We start from the raw sequence: 17478 nt of genomic DNA on the forward strand, positions 1-17478 counted from the left end.
GAAACGTTTTGCCGTCAGTAAAACGGAAGCAAAAGGGCTTCCGGACTTTCGGCAAATAACCGGCGTATCATTGGAATAGAATGATGAAGGGGTTGTTGGTTAATAACAACCCTGACGTCTATGGACTGTTAACCGGTCGCTTTAAAGCGACGGCCACAGGGAGTCGAATTCGTCTTCTGTTGTGCTTGCGCTGGAGTTCCGCGAACCTTTTGAGAATGAGGAGCTTGCGGCCGTGTGCAGTTTAAGCTCGAATTGGCTGACACTGCCCGTTGCGGAAATCTTCTTCAGCAATTGGCCCTGGTCTTCAGAGCCGTCGTGCACTAGCGAGATACGGCTACCACTCTGGAACGGCAGGCGAGGAGTAATCAGGGTTGCGGGTTGGTTAACTACGCTGATCTCCGGGAGCATGAGCCCGCGGAGGTATTCGCTGCTATTGCCTACTTTCTGAATGAGGCGGACAGCGCAGGGCGCGGCGCTGGGAGCGAGCAGCTCGATGCCGACTTGCGTGCCTTGATTTCGAACCTGCCGAAGCCACCGGACCACCGCAAGACTCCAAGGATGCGAGTGTTGCTCCCTAACACCGAGCACCTCTCCGGCCTGCAATGAAGCCGGAATATTGGTTTCCCAGCCCACGCAATATCCGCCGGGACTGGTGTTGATCAGCGACGCTTTATGGGAGACCGGCTTGGTTTTGCTTGGTTTGGTCCCTGAACTGTTCCGGAAATTAATCGGAGCGTCCGATGGTGGCAAACTGCGTTCGTGGGCCGCCGCATCGTGCGCGCCTGACCAAGCGTCAGGTTTTGGCATGGAATTGCGAATAAAGAAGTTTTCTTCTTCATGCTGTTCGTCGTTGCCGTCAATGAATTCCGGAAACGTTTTTTCGCCAGCAATAAAATAATGGGCGGCCGTTAGCCCGACACACATTTCCAAGGTTCCCTGGCTGGCAATCCGGTTGAAGTTGCGCTTGGCCAAAATACCCAGTGCCTGGCTTAGGTGTGTCAGTAGGGTATCGCTGATGGTCGCAGGGATGTCCAGCTTCATCGCTCTCGAGGGTTTTTCGTGGCGCGCCTGCAAGGCTTCGGCAAGGTGGGTTGACAGTTCACGGGTGTCGAAGCCGATATTGTTTTCGCCTGCAGCCTGCTCAAGCAAGCTGCGATAGATCGGTGAAGAGTCTTTCTCTAAATTAACAACGAACAGGCTGTCGTCGCCAAGCTCCGGGCCGCACTCGCAATAATCCGTCCAGGTTTCGAATAGATCGTAGATTAGGGTCAGCTCGGTTTGGCGCAGCTGGTTCGGGCGCGCACAACCTAGCAGTAAGACGCGCTTGTAGCTGTCCGCTACGGTGCTGGAGCGGCGATGTTTGAGCAGCTGGTCGTCAACATCGTATGCGTCCAGCTTATGGCGTTTGGCAAACCGGAACAAGCGATGGCATTCCAGCCAGCTGTTGGCCGGGCTGGGGCAATACAGCTGGTGAGCGCGGAGAATGGTGGCACCTAGCTCGGAGATAGCTCGGTGTGCGGCTATGCTGATCTGGCGCTTGTTCTTGTCCAGACCGCCGTTGTCAATAAATTCAAGTACGCAAAGCTTGTACCCACTTGCTAAATGAAGCTGAAGGGCTTGAGTGAGGTTCGCAATTTTACGTTGTTTCTCCGGCAGGGCGATGGCTAGTCCGAGGAAATGCCGTGACAGTTCGTTGCAGACAAAGTGAATTTTGTCTCTTGCCAGCTCGAGAAATTGCATGCGTTGTTGGGGAGGGAGAAACAATTGATTCACTTCGATGATCGCGTGATAAAGCTGACGCGAGGTTTCACCGATATTGGCCATAGGCAGCTGACGGACCCAGGAACGAAACGCTTTGGGCGAAGTGTCGCAAAAAGACAGGCTAGCTGTTTTTTGCTCAGGAACCTTAAGTTCGGGTTTCAGGGTCATGCCTACTATGATCTCGCACCAGTGGCTAAATTACGATGAGTGATTAAGCAAAATTACCGAAAATACAGATCGTTATTGTTTCCCAATACTCAACTTTAAAGTAGCAAAGCGATGATAAAAAGCGAGAAAGTCGTTAGTTGACAATCTTTGACAAGTTGAAAACTGCTCGTTTTTGCGACATGCCTCACTAAATTACCGGTATTGGGGTTTTGCTGGTTTCCCCCGGAACTTCCCGAACGAGTTTAGGAACCAGGAATCCCGGGAGTTTTTCAAGCATTTTCCGAACGAGCAAGGCAGCGCTGGTATCACTGACATCAAAATGATGCGCTCCGGCTACCGGATCGAATGCGTGTAGATAGTACGGCAATACACCGGCATCAAACAGCACTTCGCTCAACTCGGACAGTGTGTCGGCATTGTCGTTCACTCCTTTCAGAATAACACTCTGATTTAGAAGCGTAACCCCGGCTTGTTTTAGGCGTTCGAAAGCGTCACGAGTGGCTTGATCAATTTCGGCGGGGTGGTTTACGTGAACCACCAATACTTTTTGCAGGCGGGTACGGTTCAGCCAATTCAGCATATCGTCACACACTCGCTGAGGAATCACGACTGGCAAACGCGAATGAATGCGCAGCCGCTTCAGGTGCGGTACAGCATCGAGCAGATCCACCCACTGCGTAAGCAGGCGATCATTGACCGCCAATGGGTCGCCACCGCTGAGAATGACTTCATTGATCTCAGGGCTGGCATTTAGCGCAGCGATAATATGATCGCGGTCATCGCGGCTGAGCTTGTGTTCCCCATAAGGAAAATGTCGCCGGAAGCAGTAGCGACAGTTGATCGCACATTGTCCGGTTACCATTAACAGGGCTCGGCTGTGGTATTTTCTGATCAGACCCGTGGTTTGAATGGCGGTATTTTCTTCCAGCGGGTCCCGGACAAACCCGGGCAGTTCGGTCGTTTCGTCGGCAATCGGAAGTACCTGGCGCAACAACGGATCATTCGGGTTGCCGGGTTCCATGCGTTCAATGAAAGGCTCGGGCACCCGGATCTGAAACAGTTCGTGGCCGTTCTTGGCGCCTTCTAACCAGCTACCTGCGGGCAGGTTCAGGCGTGCCAGGAGTCGCTCTGGATTGCTCACCGAGTGGCTAAGAATGGTTTGCCAACTTTGTTTGTCGGTGGGGGAGGTTCCGCACTCAGGAAGGTGACTGGTGTCACGGGCTTCTATACGGACCGGTGTTCGCTGTATCATAGCGGCCTTTGAATTTTTAACGACAGTATGTCAGGTGGACATTTCATGGCTTCATATTCTACCAACGAATTTCGTGGCGGGCTCAAGGTTTTGCTGGATGGCGATCCTTGTATCATGCTGGAAAACGAATTCGTTAAGCCCGGTAAAGGGCAAGCATTTAACCGTGTAAAGCTACGCAACCTGATGACGAACCGGGTTTGGGAGCGTACTTTCAAATCGGGCGAGAGTCTCGAGGCGGCGGACGTAATGGAGCAGGACATGGAATACCTGTACTCCGATGGTGAGTTCTGGCATTTCATGCTGACAGACGGTTCTTTCGAACAGTATGCCGCAGACGATAAAGCAGTCGGCGACACCGTTAAGTGGTTGAAAGAGCAAGACGTGTACACCGTGACTTTGTACAACGGTGCGCCTTTGTCGGTTACGCCGCCTAACTTTGTTGAGCTCGAGGTTGTCGACACGGACCCGGGCATGAAGGGCGATACCGCACAAGGCGGATCCAAACCTGCGACTTTGTCCACCGGTGCGGTAGTCAGCGTGCCCTTGTTCATCGTCATCGGTGAAATGCTGAAAGTGGATACTCGCACCGGCGAGTACGTGAACCGTGTAAAAAGCAGTTAATCTACGATGATTGATTCTCCTGTCTGGCAGCCGACTGCCTCGCGGGACGCTCTAAAAAGCCGTGCACAGCAACTTGCTTACGTGCGCGGCTTTTTTTGTGAGCGGGATGTGCTGGAAGTGGAAACACCAGTACTTGGCCGCCACGGCGTTACCGATTTGAATCTTGATGGCATCCCGGCAAACGTGAGAGCCGCTGGTGTTCACGGGGGATGGCTTCAAACATCTCCTGAATACCCCATGAAACGGCTTTTGGTTGCAGGTTCTGGCTGTATTTACCAAATTGCCAGAGTGTTTCGGAATGGCGAACGAGGGAGTCGTCACAACCCAGAGTTTTCGATGTTGGAATGGTATCGCGTCGCAATGGATGATCAGGCGCTCATGTCCGAAGTGGCTGATTTGGTATGCGGTTGGCTCGGTTGTGAGCGGCCGGTTCAGCTGAGCTATCGGCAGGCGGTGTTCGAAAACGCCGGCTTTGACCCCATGGAAACCTCTGATAACGACCTGAAAGGCTATTGTGAGCAATGGCTGGAGCCCGAACAACTTTCGGATCTGAGTCGCAACGATTGTTTGGATTTGGTGATGAGTTTTGCGGTCGAGCCAACGCTGGGCTTTGATCGGCCGGTGTTTATTACCCGCTACCCCGCAGCACAGGCCGCGCTGGCAAGGGTGTCGCAAGAGCAGGGGCACCAGGTTGCGCATCGATTCGAGCTTTACATAAACGGGTTGGAGCTGTGCAACGGGTATTGGGAGCTGACGGACCCAGAGGAGCAGCGGCAGCGTTTTGAGACGGATAATCAGCAGCGACGATTGGCGGGTAAGCCGGAAATGGCTTTGGACAGCGCGTTTATGGCGGCGCTGGATGTCGGCTTGCCCGATTGCTCGGGCGTTGCCTTGGGGCTAGACCGGTTGCTGATGCTGAAGGTGGGCGCAAAAACGATTGAGGAAGTTCTTGCCTTCCCGATCGAAAGAGCCTGACCTTGTCAGGTTCTTGTTGGCTTTAACTGGCCAAAGGCTTCGCCCATTTGTACGGCTTTGCTCGCGACTTGATCTGCGTTCCAATTTACGGCGCCTTTGGGCATTACCAGAACAACGGTGGAGCCCAAGCGGAACCGACCCATTTCATCGCCTTTCTCGAAACGCACGGCCTGATCGCCGGAGTACTGCCACTCGGTAACCTTGCTCGGCTTGGGAGCAACGACACCTGCCCAAGTGGTTTCTACACTGCCGACGATCATCGCGCCTACTAACACTAGCGCCATAGGGCCCGCTTCGGTATCAAAAACGCACGCCACACGCTCGTTACGGGCGAACAGATTCGGAACGTTCTCTGCCGTTACCGGATTAACAGAAAACAGCTTGCCGGGAACATACACCATTTCTTTCAGGGTGCCGGTCACAGGCATGTGAATGCGGTGGTAATCTTTTGGTGACAGATAAATGGTGGAAAATTCGCCTTCGCGAAAGGCTTCAGCCCGCTTTTCATCACCACCGAGCAGTTCGGTCAGGCTGAAAGATTGGCCCTTGGCCTGAAATACCCGATCGTCTGCCGTGACTTGGCCAAGTTGGCTGATGGCGCCATCAACCGGACTGACAAATACATCCGGGGTTTGGTCAATGGTGCGAACGCCGGGTTTGAGGGCGCGGGTAAAGAATGCGTTAAAACTGTCGTAAGCGGTGGGGTCCGATTCTGCGGCCTCACTCATGTTTACGCCGTAGCGGTCGATAAACCAGCTAATGACGCGGTTTTTCAGAGCTGGACTCCTGTCATAGTCTGCGAGGCGGCCAGCCAAGCGGGATAGCGTCAGCTGTGGCGTGACGTATTGACTCAGGACGAACAGTTTATCAAGCATTTGAAACATCTCTCGGTTCTATAAAGCGGGGCAGTTTACCAAACAGGGCGTAGTGTATAGAAATTGTTTCTCCCCTTCGCTGTTCTGCCGTGGGCTTGCTATCATCGAACACTGCTTTTTTACAGGGTTCAGACGGACGACTATTATTTATGCTGCTGATTATTGGTGCAGTGATTGTTATTGCGAGTGTTCTTGGCGGCTATACATTGCACGGCGGGAACTTGGCCGTGCTATGGCAGCCGACAGAGGTGCTGATCATTGGTGGGGCCGCCGTAGGCTCGTTTGTGATCGCTAATCCGATGCACACCGTGAAAGAGGTGTTTAGCGGTCTGTTGCGATTACTCACTGGGTCTCCGTTCAATAAAGCCTATTACACCGATCTGCTCAGCCTGCTTTACGAAATCTTTGATAAATCACGCAAGCAAGGCGTGATGGCCATCGAAGAAGATATCGATAACCCCGAAGAAAGCCCGATCTTTACCCGTTACCCAGTCATCATGAAATCCAAACACTTACTGGATTTTATCACAGACTATTTGCGCATTATCAGCTCCGGAAACATGGCACCTCACGAGCTGGAAGGCATGATGGAAAACGAAATCGAGAATCGCCAGCATGAACTGGAAGAACCCGCTCATGCGGTGAATAAAATCGCTGATGCCTTGCCAGGGTTGGGGATCGTAGCAGCGGTTCTGGGTATCGTGATCACCATGAATTTTCTGACCGAAGGGCCCGAGAAAATCGGGTTGAGCGTGGCGGCGGCCTTGGTGGGGACGTTTTTGGGTATCTGGATGGGCTATGGCTTTGTTGGCCCCGCGTCCATTGCGCTTGAGCATACCGCGAAATACGAACTGAAAGCCTATGAGTGTGTGAAGTCAGCCATTGTGGCGACGGTTGCGGGGCAGGCACCCCAAATGGCGATTGAATTTGGTCGCAAAGCCTTGCCGACCGAGAAACGCCCGGGCTTTCAGGAATTGAACGATCACGTTCGCTCCAAATGATGCCTTACATCACTAGCCGGAGTTAAGCGTGGACCAACAGCCGATCATCATCAAGCGCAAAAAGAAGGTAGTCGCAGGGCACCACGGTGGCTCCTGGAAGGTCGCGTTTGCCGACTTTGCTACTGCGATGATGGCGTTCTTCTTGGTGCTCTGGTTGACCGCTACGGCGTCGCCGGAGCAAAAACGAGCCGTGGAAGGTTATTTCAAAGATCCGGTTGGCTTTACCGAAGGTGGCTCATCGAATCCGATAGATCTGGGTGGCAGTGCGTCGGTGGTTAACGAAAGCTCTTTGGACATCGAGTCCAGTACCATTCAAATTGAAGATGATATCGTGGATGAGCTGGCTGACACCCTTGAACAGCGCCGTATGGAACAGCTTTTCCAGGAGTTGAAAGAGCGAATTGAGCAGAATGAAACGCTGCAAGAATTCAAAGACCAACTGCTGATTGATATAACCGAAGAAGGGCTGCGCATTCAGATTGTTGACCGCTCTGGGCGTCCGATGTTCGACTCTGGCCGGGCAGAGCTTAAATACTACACTCAGGAATTGCTGTTTGAACTTGCGAAAACGCTCGGTTCTGTCAACAACAAGTTGAGCCTTACGGGGCACACAGACGCCACGCCGTTCAGTGGCCGGCCGGGCTACACCAATTGGGAATTGTCAGCTGACCGCGCCAATACCGCACGCCGGGCCTTGGTTGCTGGCGGGGTGAGGCTGGAACAAATTGCCCGTGTGGTCGGGCTGAGCGATTCGGTCTTATTTAATGCTGAAAACCCGACGGCACCGATTAACCGTCGAATTTCTATAATCGTTCTCAAAAACAAAAGCGTGGCAGATGCTCGCGCCAAGGCGGCATCCGCTACCAAGCCGCTGATTGATCTGACTCGCCCCACCGAAGCGCAAGAGCAAGAAGCCTTGAATAAGCTGGAGGATGGCAGCTGGCGAGAAGAGCGCCCCGAACCTGCTCCGGGGGAGCTCAACTGGTAATGCCTCCGCGTGGAACGACCACCGGTTCAGGTCAGCTTTAACCCGCGCGCTTGCTGTTCAGCCATGTCTTGAAGAATTCGGTGGAAGCTCTTAAGCCTTTCCCGGGAAATTTCGCCATTCTCGGCTGCAGCATCCAGCGCGCACCCCGGATCCCCCATATGCCGACAGTTCCGGAACTTACACAGCCCCATCAGCGGTCGAATCTCCCGAAAGCCGTACTCCACTTCCTGCGGCGTCATGTGCCACAAACCAAACTCACGGATACCCGGCGAATCAATCAAATCGCCGCCAGTGGCTAGGTGGAACAGCTTGGCGGTGGTGGTCGTGTGCACACCTTTACCGGTACTTTCCGATACCGCGCCTACTCTTAGCTGCTCATCGGGCAGCAACGTCTGGATAATCGAGGACTTGCCCACGCCAGACTGGCCCACGAACACGCTGGTCTGATTGCGAACCAGTGCTTCAACCTCTGGTGCTGGCTCGCCTTCGCAGGCTGCTGCCGATGTCTGTTCAACCTGGTAGCCGAGCGCTTTATAGCGAGCCAGCAGAGCTTCGATCTGCGGCCGGTTCTGGTCGTTAATTAAATCCGTTTTGTTGAGCAGCAGCACGGCGGGAATGTCGGAGCTTTCGGAGGCCACGAGATACCGGTCAATAAGGCTGTCGTGAGGTTCTGGTTCTGGTGCGATTACCAGAATGATATGGTCAATGTTGGCCGCGACAGGCTTCAGGGCGCCAAAATTGTCGGGCCGCTGCAGCAGGTTATCCCGGTCGCAACGAGCAACAATCACTCCGGTTTCACTCTTGCCGGGTCGCCAAACGACTTTGTCGCCGGTCACCAGGCTGCTGATGTTAGCTCGAACAAAGCATCGAAATACTTGCCCCGTATCATCACCTTGCAGGGCTTCAACGTCCAGTTGCTGGCCGTAATGCGCGATGATCAAGCCTTCTTGTTCTGGCCCCAATTCACCGGCTTCAGCTTGAGCTTCCACGGCCTTTTCCTTGCGGGCCATTCGTGTGGTGCGCTCTTTCTGGATCTTCTCGATTCGCCATTGCTGGCGTTTGTTCAATTTGCGTTTTGCCATCTGCTCTCTGGTTTTCCGGGGAAGTGGTGTACCACATGATACGTGAATCATGGACAATAGGCAGAGTTTCTCATGTGTGCCACCTGATCCAATGATTTCTGTGTTTGGGTGCAAGTGTCGGCGTGGGATTCTTGTAGTCTGACGGCAAGTGTTGCAGTCAGAAGTGCGGGTGTGGATTGGCTTTCCGAAAATTTCGTAGGCCATGGATGGCCGTAGAGAAGCCCACATGGATGTGCTCGTAGCGGTTTTCGGAAAGCCAATCCACACACGCACTAGCACCCAAACTTAACAGCATAGGTGTAAAAGAAAATGAGCAACGGAAACCACCTGGTCTGGATTGACCTGGAAATGACAGGTCTGGATCCAGAGAAAGAGCGGATCATCGAAATGGCCACGATTATTACCGATTCGGAACTGAATCTGGTTGCTGAAGGCCCCGTAATTGCGATCAAGCAACCAGACAGTTTGCTGGACTCCATGGACGAATGGTGCACCAAAACCCATGGCGAAAGTGGCCTGACTCAGCGTGTGAAGGATAGCGAAATCAGTGAAGCGGAAGCTGAACAGCAGACACTGGAGTTTCTGAAACACTATATGTCAGCCGGTACATCTCCATTGTGCGGCAACAGCATCGGACAGGATCGACGGTTCCTGGTGAAATACATGCCAGAGCTGGAAGACTTCTTCCACTATCGTAATCTGGACGTATCCACTATCAAAGAACTGGCCCGCCGCTGGCGCCCGGATGTGTTGGATGGGGTAAAAAAGAAAGGCAGCCACCTGGCGCTGGACGATATTCGCGATTCTATCAACGAATTGCGTCACTACCGCGAGCACTTCTTCAAGTTATAAACCGTGCTGGCGAAGCGCCCAGGTGACGTGCTCCCGCACCACCTCGGATGGGTGCTCCGCCCGCTGTTTCAGCGCCTCGATGACCGGAATGGTTGACGGGGCGTTGCCCAATCCTACCGCAATATTTCGCAACCAGTTTTCATAACCGGTACGGCGAATCGCCGAACCCTCGGTACGTTTCAGAAACTCCTGCTCTGTCCATAGAAACAGCTCAGCAAGCTCGGTGTTGTTTAAGCCGTGCCGTGGCTGGAAGTCGTGCTCGGCGGTAGGTTTACTGAATTTGTTCCAGGGGCACACAATCTGGCAGTCGTCACAGCCAAACACTCGGTTACCCATTTTCGAGCGCAATTCTTCCGGAATCGGCCCTTTCAGTTCGATGGTGAGATAACTGATGCACTTTCGCGCATCCAGTAAGTGAGCGCCAACAAAGGCATCCGTGGGGCAGATTTCCAAACAGGCAGAGCATGAGCCGCAATGCTGCTTTTCGAAAGGCTGGTCTACCGGCAAAGGCGCGCTAGTAAAAATTTCACCCAGAAAAAAGAACGAACCTGCCTTAGGGTGAATCACCATGTTGTTTTTACCGATCCAGCCAAGCCCCGCCCGTTGTGCTAAACCTCGCTCCAACACCGGCGCACTGTCAACAAAGGCACGGTAGTCGTAACCGCCGACCGCTTCGTCAATCCATTTCGCTAAAGTCGCGAGCCGTTTCCGCATGAGTTTATGGTAATCCCGCCCGAGCGCGTAGCGTGTAATGTAGGCGGTTTCCCGGTTAGTAAGCGCTTGTTTCGGGTTGTCCGGAGAGGGCAGGTAATCTAAACGCACTGAAATAACCCGCTGGGTGTCTGGCACCAGAGAATCCGGGGTATAACGTTTGTCGCCATGGTCGGCCATATAGGCCATGTCGCCGTGATAGCCGGCGGCCAGCCATTGTTTTAGGCGCTCCGCATGGGGGCCGGTATCGGCGTAAGTAATGCCCGCGTCAGAAAATCCCAGCTCTTTGGCCCACTGACGGATTTTATCTGGCAGGTCGTCGAGTGAGGTGTTCGAGGGCGTATTGTCTGTACTGGTGACCATGACGGAGCCTTCGGCGGTGAAAGCCTGCGGAGATTTAATTTGATTAAGTTATGACCTTTTTTCCTGTTTTGCTATGCTTTACAGGTATCTGGCCAATTTACTTAAACCGTTTTCTTTAGCGGGATGCCCCATGCGCTACGCGGACAGTCTACCAGAAGCCTTGTATTCCGCCGACTCCGTACGAGCGATGGATCGCTATCTTATTGAAGAACAGGGAATTGATGGTTTCGACTTGATGCAGGCAGCGGCCCGGGCAGGATTTCGGCAGCTCAGGAAGCATTGGTCGTCGCTCGGCTCGCTGTTGGTGTTATGCGGTGCGGGAAACAATGGGGGCGATGGTTATCTCATTGCGGCCAATGCGCAGCGCTTGGGCATTTATGTAGAGTGTGTTGCAGTGGCTCCGAGCTCAAAACTCACGGGAGATGCTCTGCGAGCGTTCGAAGCTGCGAAGACGGAAAGTGTGCCGATAACGGAAATTTCCGATTTAGCGGAAAGGTTGCTTCAAGAGAAGCTGTTGGCCTCGGATGTGATTGTAGACGCTCTGCTCGGTACCGGGGTGATCGGTGCGCCACTAGCGCCGTTTGCCGAGGTGATTCGTGCCGTTAATCAGGCAAAACGGCCAGTGTTGGCCGTCGATTTACCGTCTGGCCTTGACGCCTCAACGGGTGCAGCGGCAGGCAATGTGGTTCAAGCGGAGTTAACCGTTACGTTCATCGGTGCCAAAGCCGGGTTGTATACCGGAATGGGTCCCGCAGTTTGTGGCGAGGTGGTGTTTGAGCCTCTGGCGACGCACGAGCAAATAAATGGGTGCTCAGAGCAGCCGGTTGCGCGCCTTGCTCGCTGGCGGGACTGCAAAGCCGGTTTTTTACCGCGGCCGCTCAATGCCCACAAAGGGCGGTTTGGTCATGTGCTGATTGTAGCGGGTGATTTCGGCTTCGGTGGTGCAGGCATTATGGCAGCCGAGGCGGCTTCGCGCGCAGGCGCAGGGCTGGTGTCACTGGCGACTCGGCCGGAGCATGTGACCGCTGCGCTGGTGCGTTGTCCGAATGTGATGGTGCGCGGGGTGGTCCACGGTTCAGAGTTGACCACACTGATCGAGCAAGCGGATGTGATTGTGTGTGGCCCCGGAATCGGTAAGTCGGCTTGGGGGCAGCAAATGTTGCAGCAGGTACTGCGTAGCACGAAGCCGAGAGTGCTGGATGCCGATGCGCTTAATGTGATGGCAACCCGCGCGGCGATTCCTTTTGGTCAGCATGTGCTTACTCCGCATCCGGGTGAAGCAAGCCGGATGCTTGGGTGCAGCGTTGCAGAGGTTGAGGCGGATCGGCTGGTCGCTGCGCAGAAGATTCAGCGAATTTGGGGCGGTGTGGTGCTGCTTAAAGGAGCAGGAACCGTCATCGCCACGGGCTCCGAAATGCCCGTTGTGATTGCTGGTGGCAATCCGGGAATGGCGACCGGGGGCATGGGTGATGTCCTGTCGGGCATGCTGGGCGCTTTTATCGGCCAGTTAAACGACATTGGATTGTCGACCGTTGCAGCAGCATCGGCGCACTTGACCGCTGGGGATAAGGCGGCTGAACGACTGGGCTACATGGCTATGTTGCCCACCGATGTTATCAACGATTTACCTTTTGTTTTGAAGGAAACCGACGTTATCGGCGTCAGAAATCACCGGGAGGAAGAATGAGCATCATAGGTATCGAGCGCCGGTTGTTTCTGGACGGGGAAGGGGAAACGCAACGCCTGGGCGGTGAGCTAGCTCGGCTGGCGAAACAGTCTGAGCAGAGCCTTACCGTCTTTCTGGAAGGTGATTTGGGGATGGGGAAAACCACCCTCAGCCGGGGTGTCATGCGTGGTTTAGGCCACGAAGGCGCGGTGAAAAGCCCGACTTATACGCTCGTAGAGCCTTATGAGCATTTAACGCCACCCGTTTACCACTTTGATCTGTACCGCTTGGGTGACCCGGAAGAGCTCGAATACATGGGCATCCGTGATTATTTTTCAGCGGATAATTTATGTTTGATCGAATGGCCGGAGCGGGGCGAAGGTGTGTTGCCTGAGCCGGATATCGAGATCCAGTTGGAGCGGCAAAGCGAGGGGCGGGCCGTGATTTTAAGAGCGCGTTCTGAGTTGGGCGCCTCGTTGTTAAATCAAATTGAATTGATAGGGCCGGATTCATGAGAATCGCACTGTGTATACTGCTGGCGCTCGCGACAAGCGTTGTTCATGCAGCCACTAAGGTTGAAAGCGTGCGCATATGGCCTGCGCCCGACCATACCCGTCTGGTGCTGGATACGGCCGGTAAAGTGGAGCACAACATGTTTTCCCTTTCCAGTCCGTCTCGATTGGTGATTGATATAAAAAACACCACCAAACGCGCCGATTTCAGCAAAGTAGATCTGTCGGGGAGTCCGATTAAACGAATCCGAACCGCGGCTAGAAACGGGACAGATCTTCGGGTTGTGCTGGATCTGAAAACCGACATCAAACCTCGTAGTTTTGTGCTCGAGCCCAACCAGCAGTACGGCCATCGTTTGGTGGTAGACCTGATTGATGAATCCGGAACGCGGCTGGAAAAGGCGGCGAGCCCGACGGTTACGCAGAACTCAGCCGGGAAGCGTGACATTGTCGTGGTCATTGATGCCGGTCACGGTGGCGAAGATCCCGGGGCAATCGGGCCACGAGGCACCCGCGAAAAAGACGTGGTTCTGAAAATGGCGAAAACCTTAGCGGATTTGGTGAACAAACAGTCCGGTTTTAAGGCCAAGCTCACCCGTACCGGGGACTACTATATCGGTTTGCGAAACCGAACGATTCTGGCCCGTAAGCACAATGCCGATTTGTTTGTATCGGTTCATGCCGATGCCTTTCGAACGCCGCAACCAAGCGGGGCTTCGGTGTTTGCCCTGTCTCAGCGCGGAGCGACCAGTGAAACGGCGCGTTGGCTGGCTCAAAGTGAAAATCGTTCGGATTTGATTGGTGGTACCGGCGCTTTGTCGCTGGAAGGTCGGGATGAAATGCTGGCCGGCGTCTTGCTCGATTTGTCGATGACCGCAAGTATCAATGCCAGCCTGGGTGTAGGGAGTTCCGTGTTAGGGCAGCTTGGCAGCGTCGCCAAACTGCATAAGCCGGGTGTAGAACAAGCAGCGTTTGCGGTGCTCAAATCGCCGGACATCCCTTCGATTTTGGTGGAAGCGGGCTTTATTTCGAACCCCAAAGAAGAAAAGAACCTGTCAGCAGGGTGGTATCGTGAAAAGCTGGCCAGGGCCATGATGGACGGTATTCACGATTATTTCCGGCGCAGCCCCCCTCCAGGAACCTTGTTGGCGTGGCAAAAGGACAATCGCAAAGGCGGTGGTCGAGTCGGGCAGTACCGGATACAACAAGGCGATACGCTGTCCGGTGTAGCGCGTGAAAATCAGACCACCGTCAGTGAACTGATGCGCTTTAACGGGATGAACAACGATCGTGTTATGGTAGGGCAAACCATACGTATCCCCTCATCCTGACCAAGAGGTAGTTCCCGGCTATGCCCCACATTCAATTGCTCTCGCCCCGGCTTGCAAACCAGATAGCCGCCGGTGAAGTGGTGGAGCGTCCCGCGTCTGTTGTTAAAGAACTGGTGGAGAACGCTCTGGATGCCGGCGCCAGCCGGGTTGATATTGAGCTGGAGCAAGGCGGTGTAAAGCTAATTCGGGTTCGGGATGACGGCTTCGGCATCGCAGAAGCGGACCTACCGCTGGCTCTGAGTCGGCATGCCACCAGTAAAATCCTGACCTTGGATGACCTCGAGGCCGTTGGCACGCTCGGGTTCCGGGGTGAAGCACTGGCCAGTATCAGTTCGGTATCGCGTCTCTCGTTGACCTCGCGCACGGCAGAGCAAGAAGCGGCCGCCCGGGTGGAGGTCGAAGGCCGGGACATGGACGCGAAGATCTCACCGGCTGCGCACCCGGTTGGTACCACCGTTGAAGTACGTGATCTGTTTTTCAACACCCCCGCACGCCGTAAATTTCTGCGTGCCGAAAAAACCGAATTCAATCACGTTGATGAATCCATCCGCAGGCAGGCGCTTAGTCGTTTCGATGCAGGGTTTACCCTGCGCCATAACCAGCGTGTGATACAAAGCTTGCGGCCGGCTGAATCGAATCTCGATAAAGAGCGTCGAATCAGCTCGCTCTGCGGCCAGAAATTTATTGATAATGCCGTTGTCATCGAGGCCGAAGCCAGTGGTTTGCGTCTATGGGGGTGGGTCGCACTGCCGACGTTCTCCCGTAGTCAGGCGGACCTACAGTATTTCTTCGTCAATGGCCGCGTGATTCGGGATAAGTTGGTGGCGCATGCGGTGCGTCAGGCCTATCGCGACGTGCTATACAATAATCGCCATCCGGCGTTTGTGCTTTACCTCGAAGTAGACCCGGCCACGGTGGATGTGAACGTTCACCCGACCAAGCACGAAGTGCGTTTTCGCGATGGCCGGCTGGTGCACGACTTCATTTTCCGTACCTTGCACAGAGCGCTGGCAGACGTGCGCCCGGCCGACCATTTCAGAGGTGCCGAAGCGCAGGCGGTGGGCCATGAAACCCAAGTGCCCCAGTCGGGAGCCGGTCCTGAAGCCTATCCGCTGTCTCAGGGCACCACGCCTTCGCATGTACCTTCGTACAATACGGGCTACAGCACTACGGCACCAACCCAGCCACAGCAGGATTGGAAAGCCAGTGATCAAATGGCTTTCTATAACTCGCTCAATGCGGGTGGCGGTGTGACCAACGAGACTCGCCCCGACCCGTTCGAGTCGCAGCCGGTGCCCACACCGCCCCAAGATGGCGAGGATGAGCCGCCGCTGGGTTATGCCATTGCACAGCTTCATGGCATCTACATCCTTGCCCAGAGCCGAACGGGCATGATTGTGGTGGACATGCACGCGGCGCATGAGCGGATTACCTACGAGCGCATGAAACGGGCGTTGGTGGAGCAGGACTTGAAGAGCCAGCCACTGTTGGTGCCGGTGTCGCTGGCTGTCAGCCAAAAAGAAGCTGCGCTGGCGGAAAACCACGGTGACGAGTTGCAACAGCTAGGGCTGCAAATAGAGCGGATTGGTCCCGAAACGCTGGCGGTTCGGCAAATACCTGCGTTGTTACGCGGAGCAGATACCGAACAGTTGGTGCGTGACGTCTTGGCAGATTTGATCCAGAACGGGCAAAGCGATCGTGTTGAAGCGGTGACCCACGAACTACTCGGCACCATGGCTTGTCACGGCTCCGTGCGGGCCAATCGACAGTTAACCATCCCTGAAATGAATTCCCTGTTGAGAGACATGGAAGCCACGGAGCGCAGTGGTCAGTGCAACCACGGTCGCCCGACCTGGACGCTGATGACGCTGTCCGAGCTGGACAAACTGTTCCTGAGGGGGCGTTAAAGAAGATGGCAGGCGAACAACAGTCAGTGTTTCCCCCCGCTATTTTCCTAATGGGCCCCACAGCATCGGGTAAAACCGATATGGCCATGGCGTTGTGTGAGCATTTGCCGTGCGAGATCGTCAGTGTTGATTCAGCCATGATCTACCGTGGCATGGACATCGGCACCGCCAAGCCGACACCCGACGAACTGGCGACGGCACCTCACCGGCTGATTGATATTTGTGATCCGTCGGAAACATACTCTGCCGCAGATTTTGTGCGGGACGCTTTGGCGGAAATGGCTGAGATTACCGAGCGAGGCCGGATACCGCTGTTGGTCGGTGGCACCATGATGTATTTCAAAGCCTTGTTGAACGGCATGTCGAAGCTGCCATCTGCTGATCCGGAGCTAAGAGCCCAGATCGAGAAAGATGCCGAAGCTCAGGGGTGGGCATCCTTGTACGATGAACTGGTTGTTAAAGATCCGGTTGCCGCAGAGATCATTCATCCCAACAATCGCCAACGCCTTATGCGAGCAATTGAGGTAATTCGGTTAACCGGTAAGCCGATTTCCGCCTATTGGCAGGCCAGTTCGGGATCCTTCGAAGCGCAAAAATCGTCGGATATCAAGGATTACACCTATTTCACCAAGTGGCAGGCAGACGAAAGTGCCGACCTGCCGTATACTGTTTTTCAGTTTGCACTTGCTCCGACAGACCGCAAGATTCTTCACGAGAGAATTCGTAGGCGCTTTCTGGCGATGCAAGATGCAGGGTTTCTGGACGAAGTCCGGCAGCTGATGGGACGGGGTGATCTCAATCCTGATTTGCCCTCCATGCGTTGCGTTGGCTACCGCCAGGCGTGGGAATACCTGTCTGGTGAATGCGATCACGAAACCTATTTGAACAAAGGCATGGCGGCAACGCGCCAATTGGCGAAACGCCAGCTGACCTGGTTGCGAAAATGGCCTGATATACAGTGGCTGGATAGTAATAACTTACAAATGGTGCTGGAAACCTTGAAAAAGTCAGGTCTGCACACCACATTTAACGTTGCTAATTGACGATCTGCACCTACCTCTAACAGGAGAATACTCATGTCAAAAGGGCATTCCTTACAAGACCCTTACCTCAATGCTCTGCGCAAGGAACGCATTCCCGTTTCTATTTTCTTGGTTAACGGCATCAAGCTTCAGGGCCAGATCGAGTCTTTCGATCAGTTCGTAATCTTGCTGAAAAACACCGTTAGCCAGATGGTTTATAAGCACGCTATTTCCACGGTTGTGCCTGCTCGCAATGTTCGTTTGCCGCAAGCGAATCCGGGAGAGGAAGAAGCTGAAGGTTAAACACCGGTGTTTCCGGTTCTAACACCCGCGGTGCAGGGCAGCCTTTGAGCTGAGCTGGCCGCGGGTGTTTGTTTTTATGGAGTTGATT

At 54.3% G+C, this 17478-nt stretch carries 16 protein-coding genes; 11 read left to right on the plus strand and 5 right to left on the minus strand.

The genetic code is table 11. The features are described 5' to 3' along the window. Positions 1–141 precede the first annotated feature (141 nt). Positions 142–1938: a GTPase gene (locus K5L82_RS02725; protein ID WP_223133283.1), complete on the minus strand. Its 1797-nt coding sequence runs from the start codon at positions 1936–1938 to the stop codon at positions 142–144. 178 nt (positions 1939–2116) lie between these two features. Beyond that, positions 2117–3181, minus strand: coding sequence for an EF-P beta-lysylation protein EpmB (epmB, locus tag K5L82_RS02730; RefSeq protein WP_133004852.1), 1065 nt, complete (start codon positions 3179–3181; stop codon positions 2117–2119). A 45-nt stretch (positions 3182–3226) separates the two neighbouring features. On the opposite strand from epmB, the gene efp reads away from it, so the two are divergent. Together efp and epmA are read left to right on the plus strand one after the other, a co-directional pair. Beyond that, complete coding sequence (gene efp / locus K5L82_RS02735; RefSeq protein ID WP_133004853.1) at positions 3227–3802, plus strand: elongation factor P; 576 nt, start codon at positions 3227–3229, stop codon at positions 3800–3802. 6 nt (positions 3803–3808) lie between these two features. Then, positions 3809–4777, plus strand: coding sequence for an EF-P lysine aminoacylase EpmA (epmA, locus tag K5L82_RS02740; RefSeq protein ID WP_223133079.1), 969 nt, complete (start codon positions 3809–3811; stop codon positions 4775–4777). Between the two features lie 5 nt (positions 4778–4782). On the opposite strand, the gene asd is transcribed toward epmA, so the two are convergent. Continuing rightward, positions 4783–5652 carry an archaetidylserine decarboxylase gene (gene asd, locus K5L82_RS02745; protein WP_223133080.1) on the minus strand — a complete coding sequence of 290 codons (870 nt, stop codon included), beginning with the start codon at positions 5650–5652 and terminating at the stop codon, positions 4783–4785. Between the two features lie 149 nt (positions 5653–5801). Between asd and motA the strand changes: the two genes are divergently transcribed. Beyond that, positions 5802–6653, plus strand: coding sequence for a flagellar motor stator protein MotA (gene motA / locus K5L82_RS02750; RefSeq protein ID WP_133004856.1), 852 nt, complete (start codon positions 5802–5804; stop codon positions 6651–6653). Between the two features lie 28 nt (positions 6654–6681). Next, positions 6682–7641: a flagellar motor protein MotB gene (motB, locus tag K5L82_RS02755; RefSeq protein ID WP_133004857.1), complete on the plus strand. Its 960-nt coding sequence runs from the start codon at positions 6682–6684 to the stop codon at positions 7639–7641. A 26-nt stretch (positions 7642–7667) separates the two neighbouring features. Here the strand turns inward: motB and rsgA are convergent, their stop codons facing one another. Then, entirely contained in the window at positions 7668–8723 is a 1056-nt protein-coding gene (gene rsgA, locus K5L82_RS02760) for a small ribosomal subunit biogenesis GTPase RsgA (protein ID WP_223133081.1), read from the minus strand. A 309-nt stretch (positions 8724–9032) separates the two neighbouring features. Between rsgA and orn the strand changes: the two genes are divergently transcribed. After that, the gene (orn, locus tag K5L82_RS02765; protein WP_223133082.1) at positions 9033–9575 is read left to right on the plus strand and encodes an oligoribonuclease; all 543 of its coding nucleotides are present in this window, start codon (positions 9033–9035) and stop codon (positions 9573–9575) included. Here the strand turns inward: orn and queG are convergent. Then, positions 9570–10649 carry a tRNA epoxyqueuosine(34) reductase QueG gene (gene queG, locus K5L82_RS02770; RefSeq protein ID WP_223133083.1) on the minus strand — a complete coding sequence of 360 codons (1080 nt, stop codon included), beginning with the start codon at positions 10647–10649 and terminating at the stop codon, positions 9570–9572. The two genes, orn and queG, sit on opposite strands and share 6 nt — an antisense overlap. Positions 10650–10779: 130 nt before the next feature. Between queG and K5L82_RS02775 the strand changes: the two genes are divergently transcribed. The 6 genes from K5L82_RS02775 to hfq are packed head-to-tail and all read left to right on the plus strand — an operon-like array spanning position 10780 to position 17390. After that, the gene (locus tag K5L82_RS02775; protein WP_223133084.1) at positions 10780–12336 is read left to right on the plus strand and encodes an NAD(P)H-hydrate dehydratase; all 1557 of its coding nucleotides are present in this window, start codon (positions 10780–10782) and stop codon (positions 12334–12336) included. After that, positions 12333–12830, plus strand: a complete 498-nt coding sequence (gene tsaE / locus K5L82_RS02780) for a tRNA (adenosine(37)-N6)-threonylcarbamoyltransferase complex ATPase subunit type 1 TsaE (RefSeq protein ID WP_223133085.1) — start codon at positions 12333–12335, stop codon at positions 12828–12830. Before K5L82_RS02775 ends, tsaE begins: the two co-directional genes overlap by 4 nt. Next, positions 12827–14158 carry an N-acetylmuramoyl-L-alanine amidase gene (locus K5L82_RS02785; RefSeq protein ID WP_223133086.1) on the plus strand — a complete coding sequence of 444 codons (1332 nt, stop codon included), beginning with the start codon at positions 12827–12829 and terminating at the stop codon, positions 14156–14158. The genes tsaE and K5L82_RS02785 overlap by 4 nt, the downstream gene beginning before the upstream one ends. Positions 14159–14178: 20 nt before the next feature. Next, positions 14179–16065 (plus strand): DNA mismatch repair endonuclease MutL, encoded by a 1887-nt coding sequence (gene mutL, locus K5L82_RS02790; protein ID WP_223133087.1) that lies wholly within the window; start codon positions 14179–14181, stop codon positions 16063–16065. A 5-nt stretch (positions 16066–16070) separates the two neighbouring features. Continuing rightward, positions 16071–17108 (plus strand): tRNA (adenosine(37)-N6)-dimethylallyltransferase MiaA, encoded by a 1038-nt coding sequence (gene miaA / locus K5L82_RS02795; RefSeq protein ID WP_262492482.1) that lies wholly within the window; start codon positions 16071–16073, stop codon positions 17106–17108. A 33-nt stretch (positions 17109–17141) separates the two neighbouring features. Further along, positions 17142–17390 carry an RNA chaperone Hfq gene (gene hfq, locus K5L82_RS02800; protein WP_114334161.1) on the plus strand — a complete coding sequence of 83 codons (249 nt, stop codon included), beginning with the start codon at positions 17142–17144 and terminating at the stop codon, positions 17388–17390. The last annotated feature ends 88 nt before the right edge of the window (positions 17391–17478 follow it).

It is taken from the genome of Marinobacter sp. AL4B (assembly GCF_019916045.1).
GTDB lineage: Bacteria > Pseudomonadota > Gammaproteobacteria > Pseudomonadales > Oleiphilaceae > Marinobacter.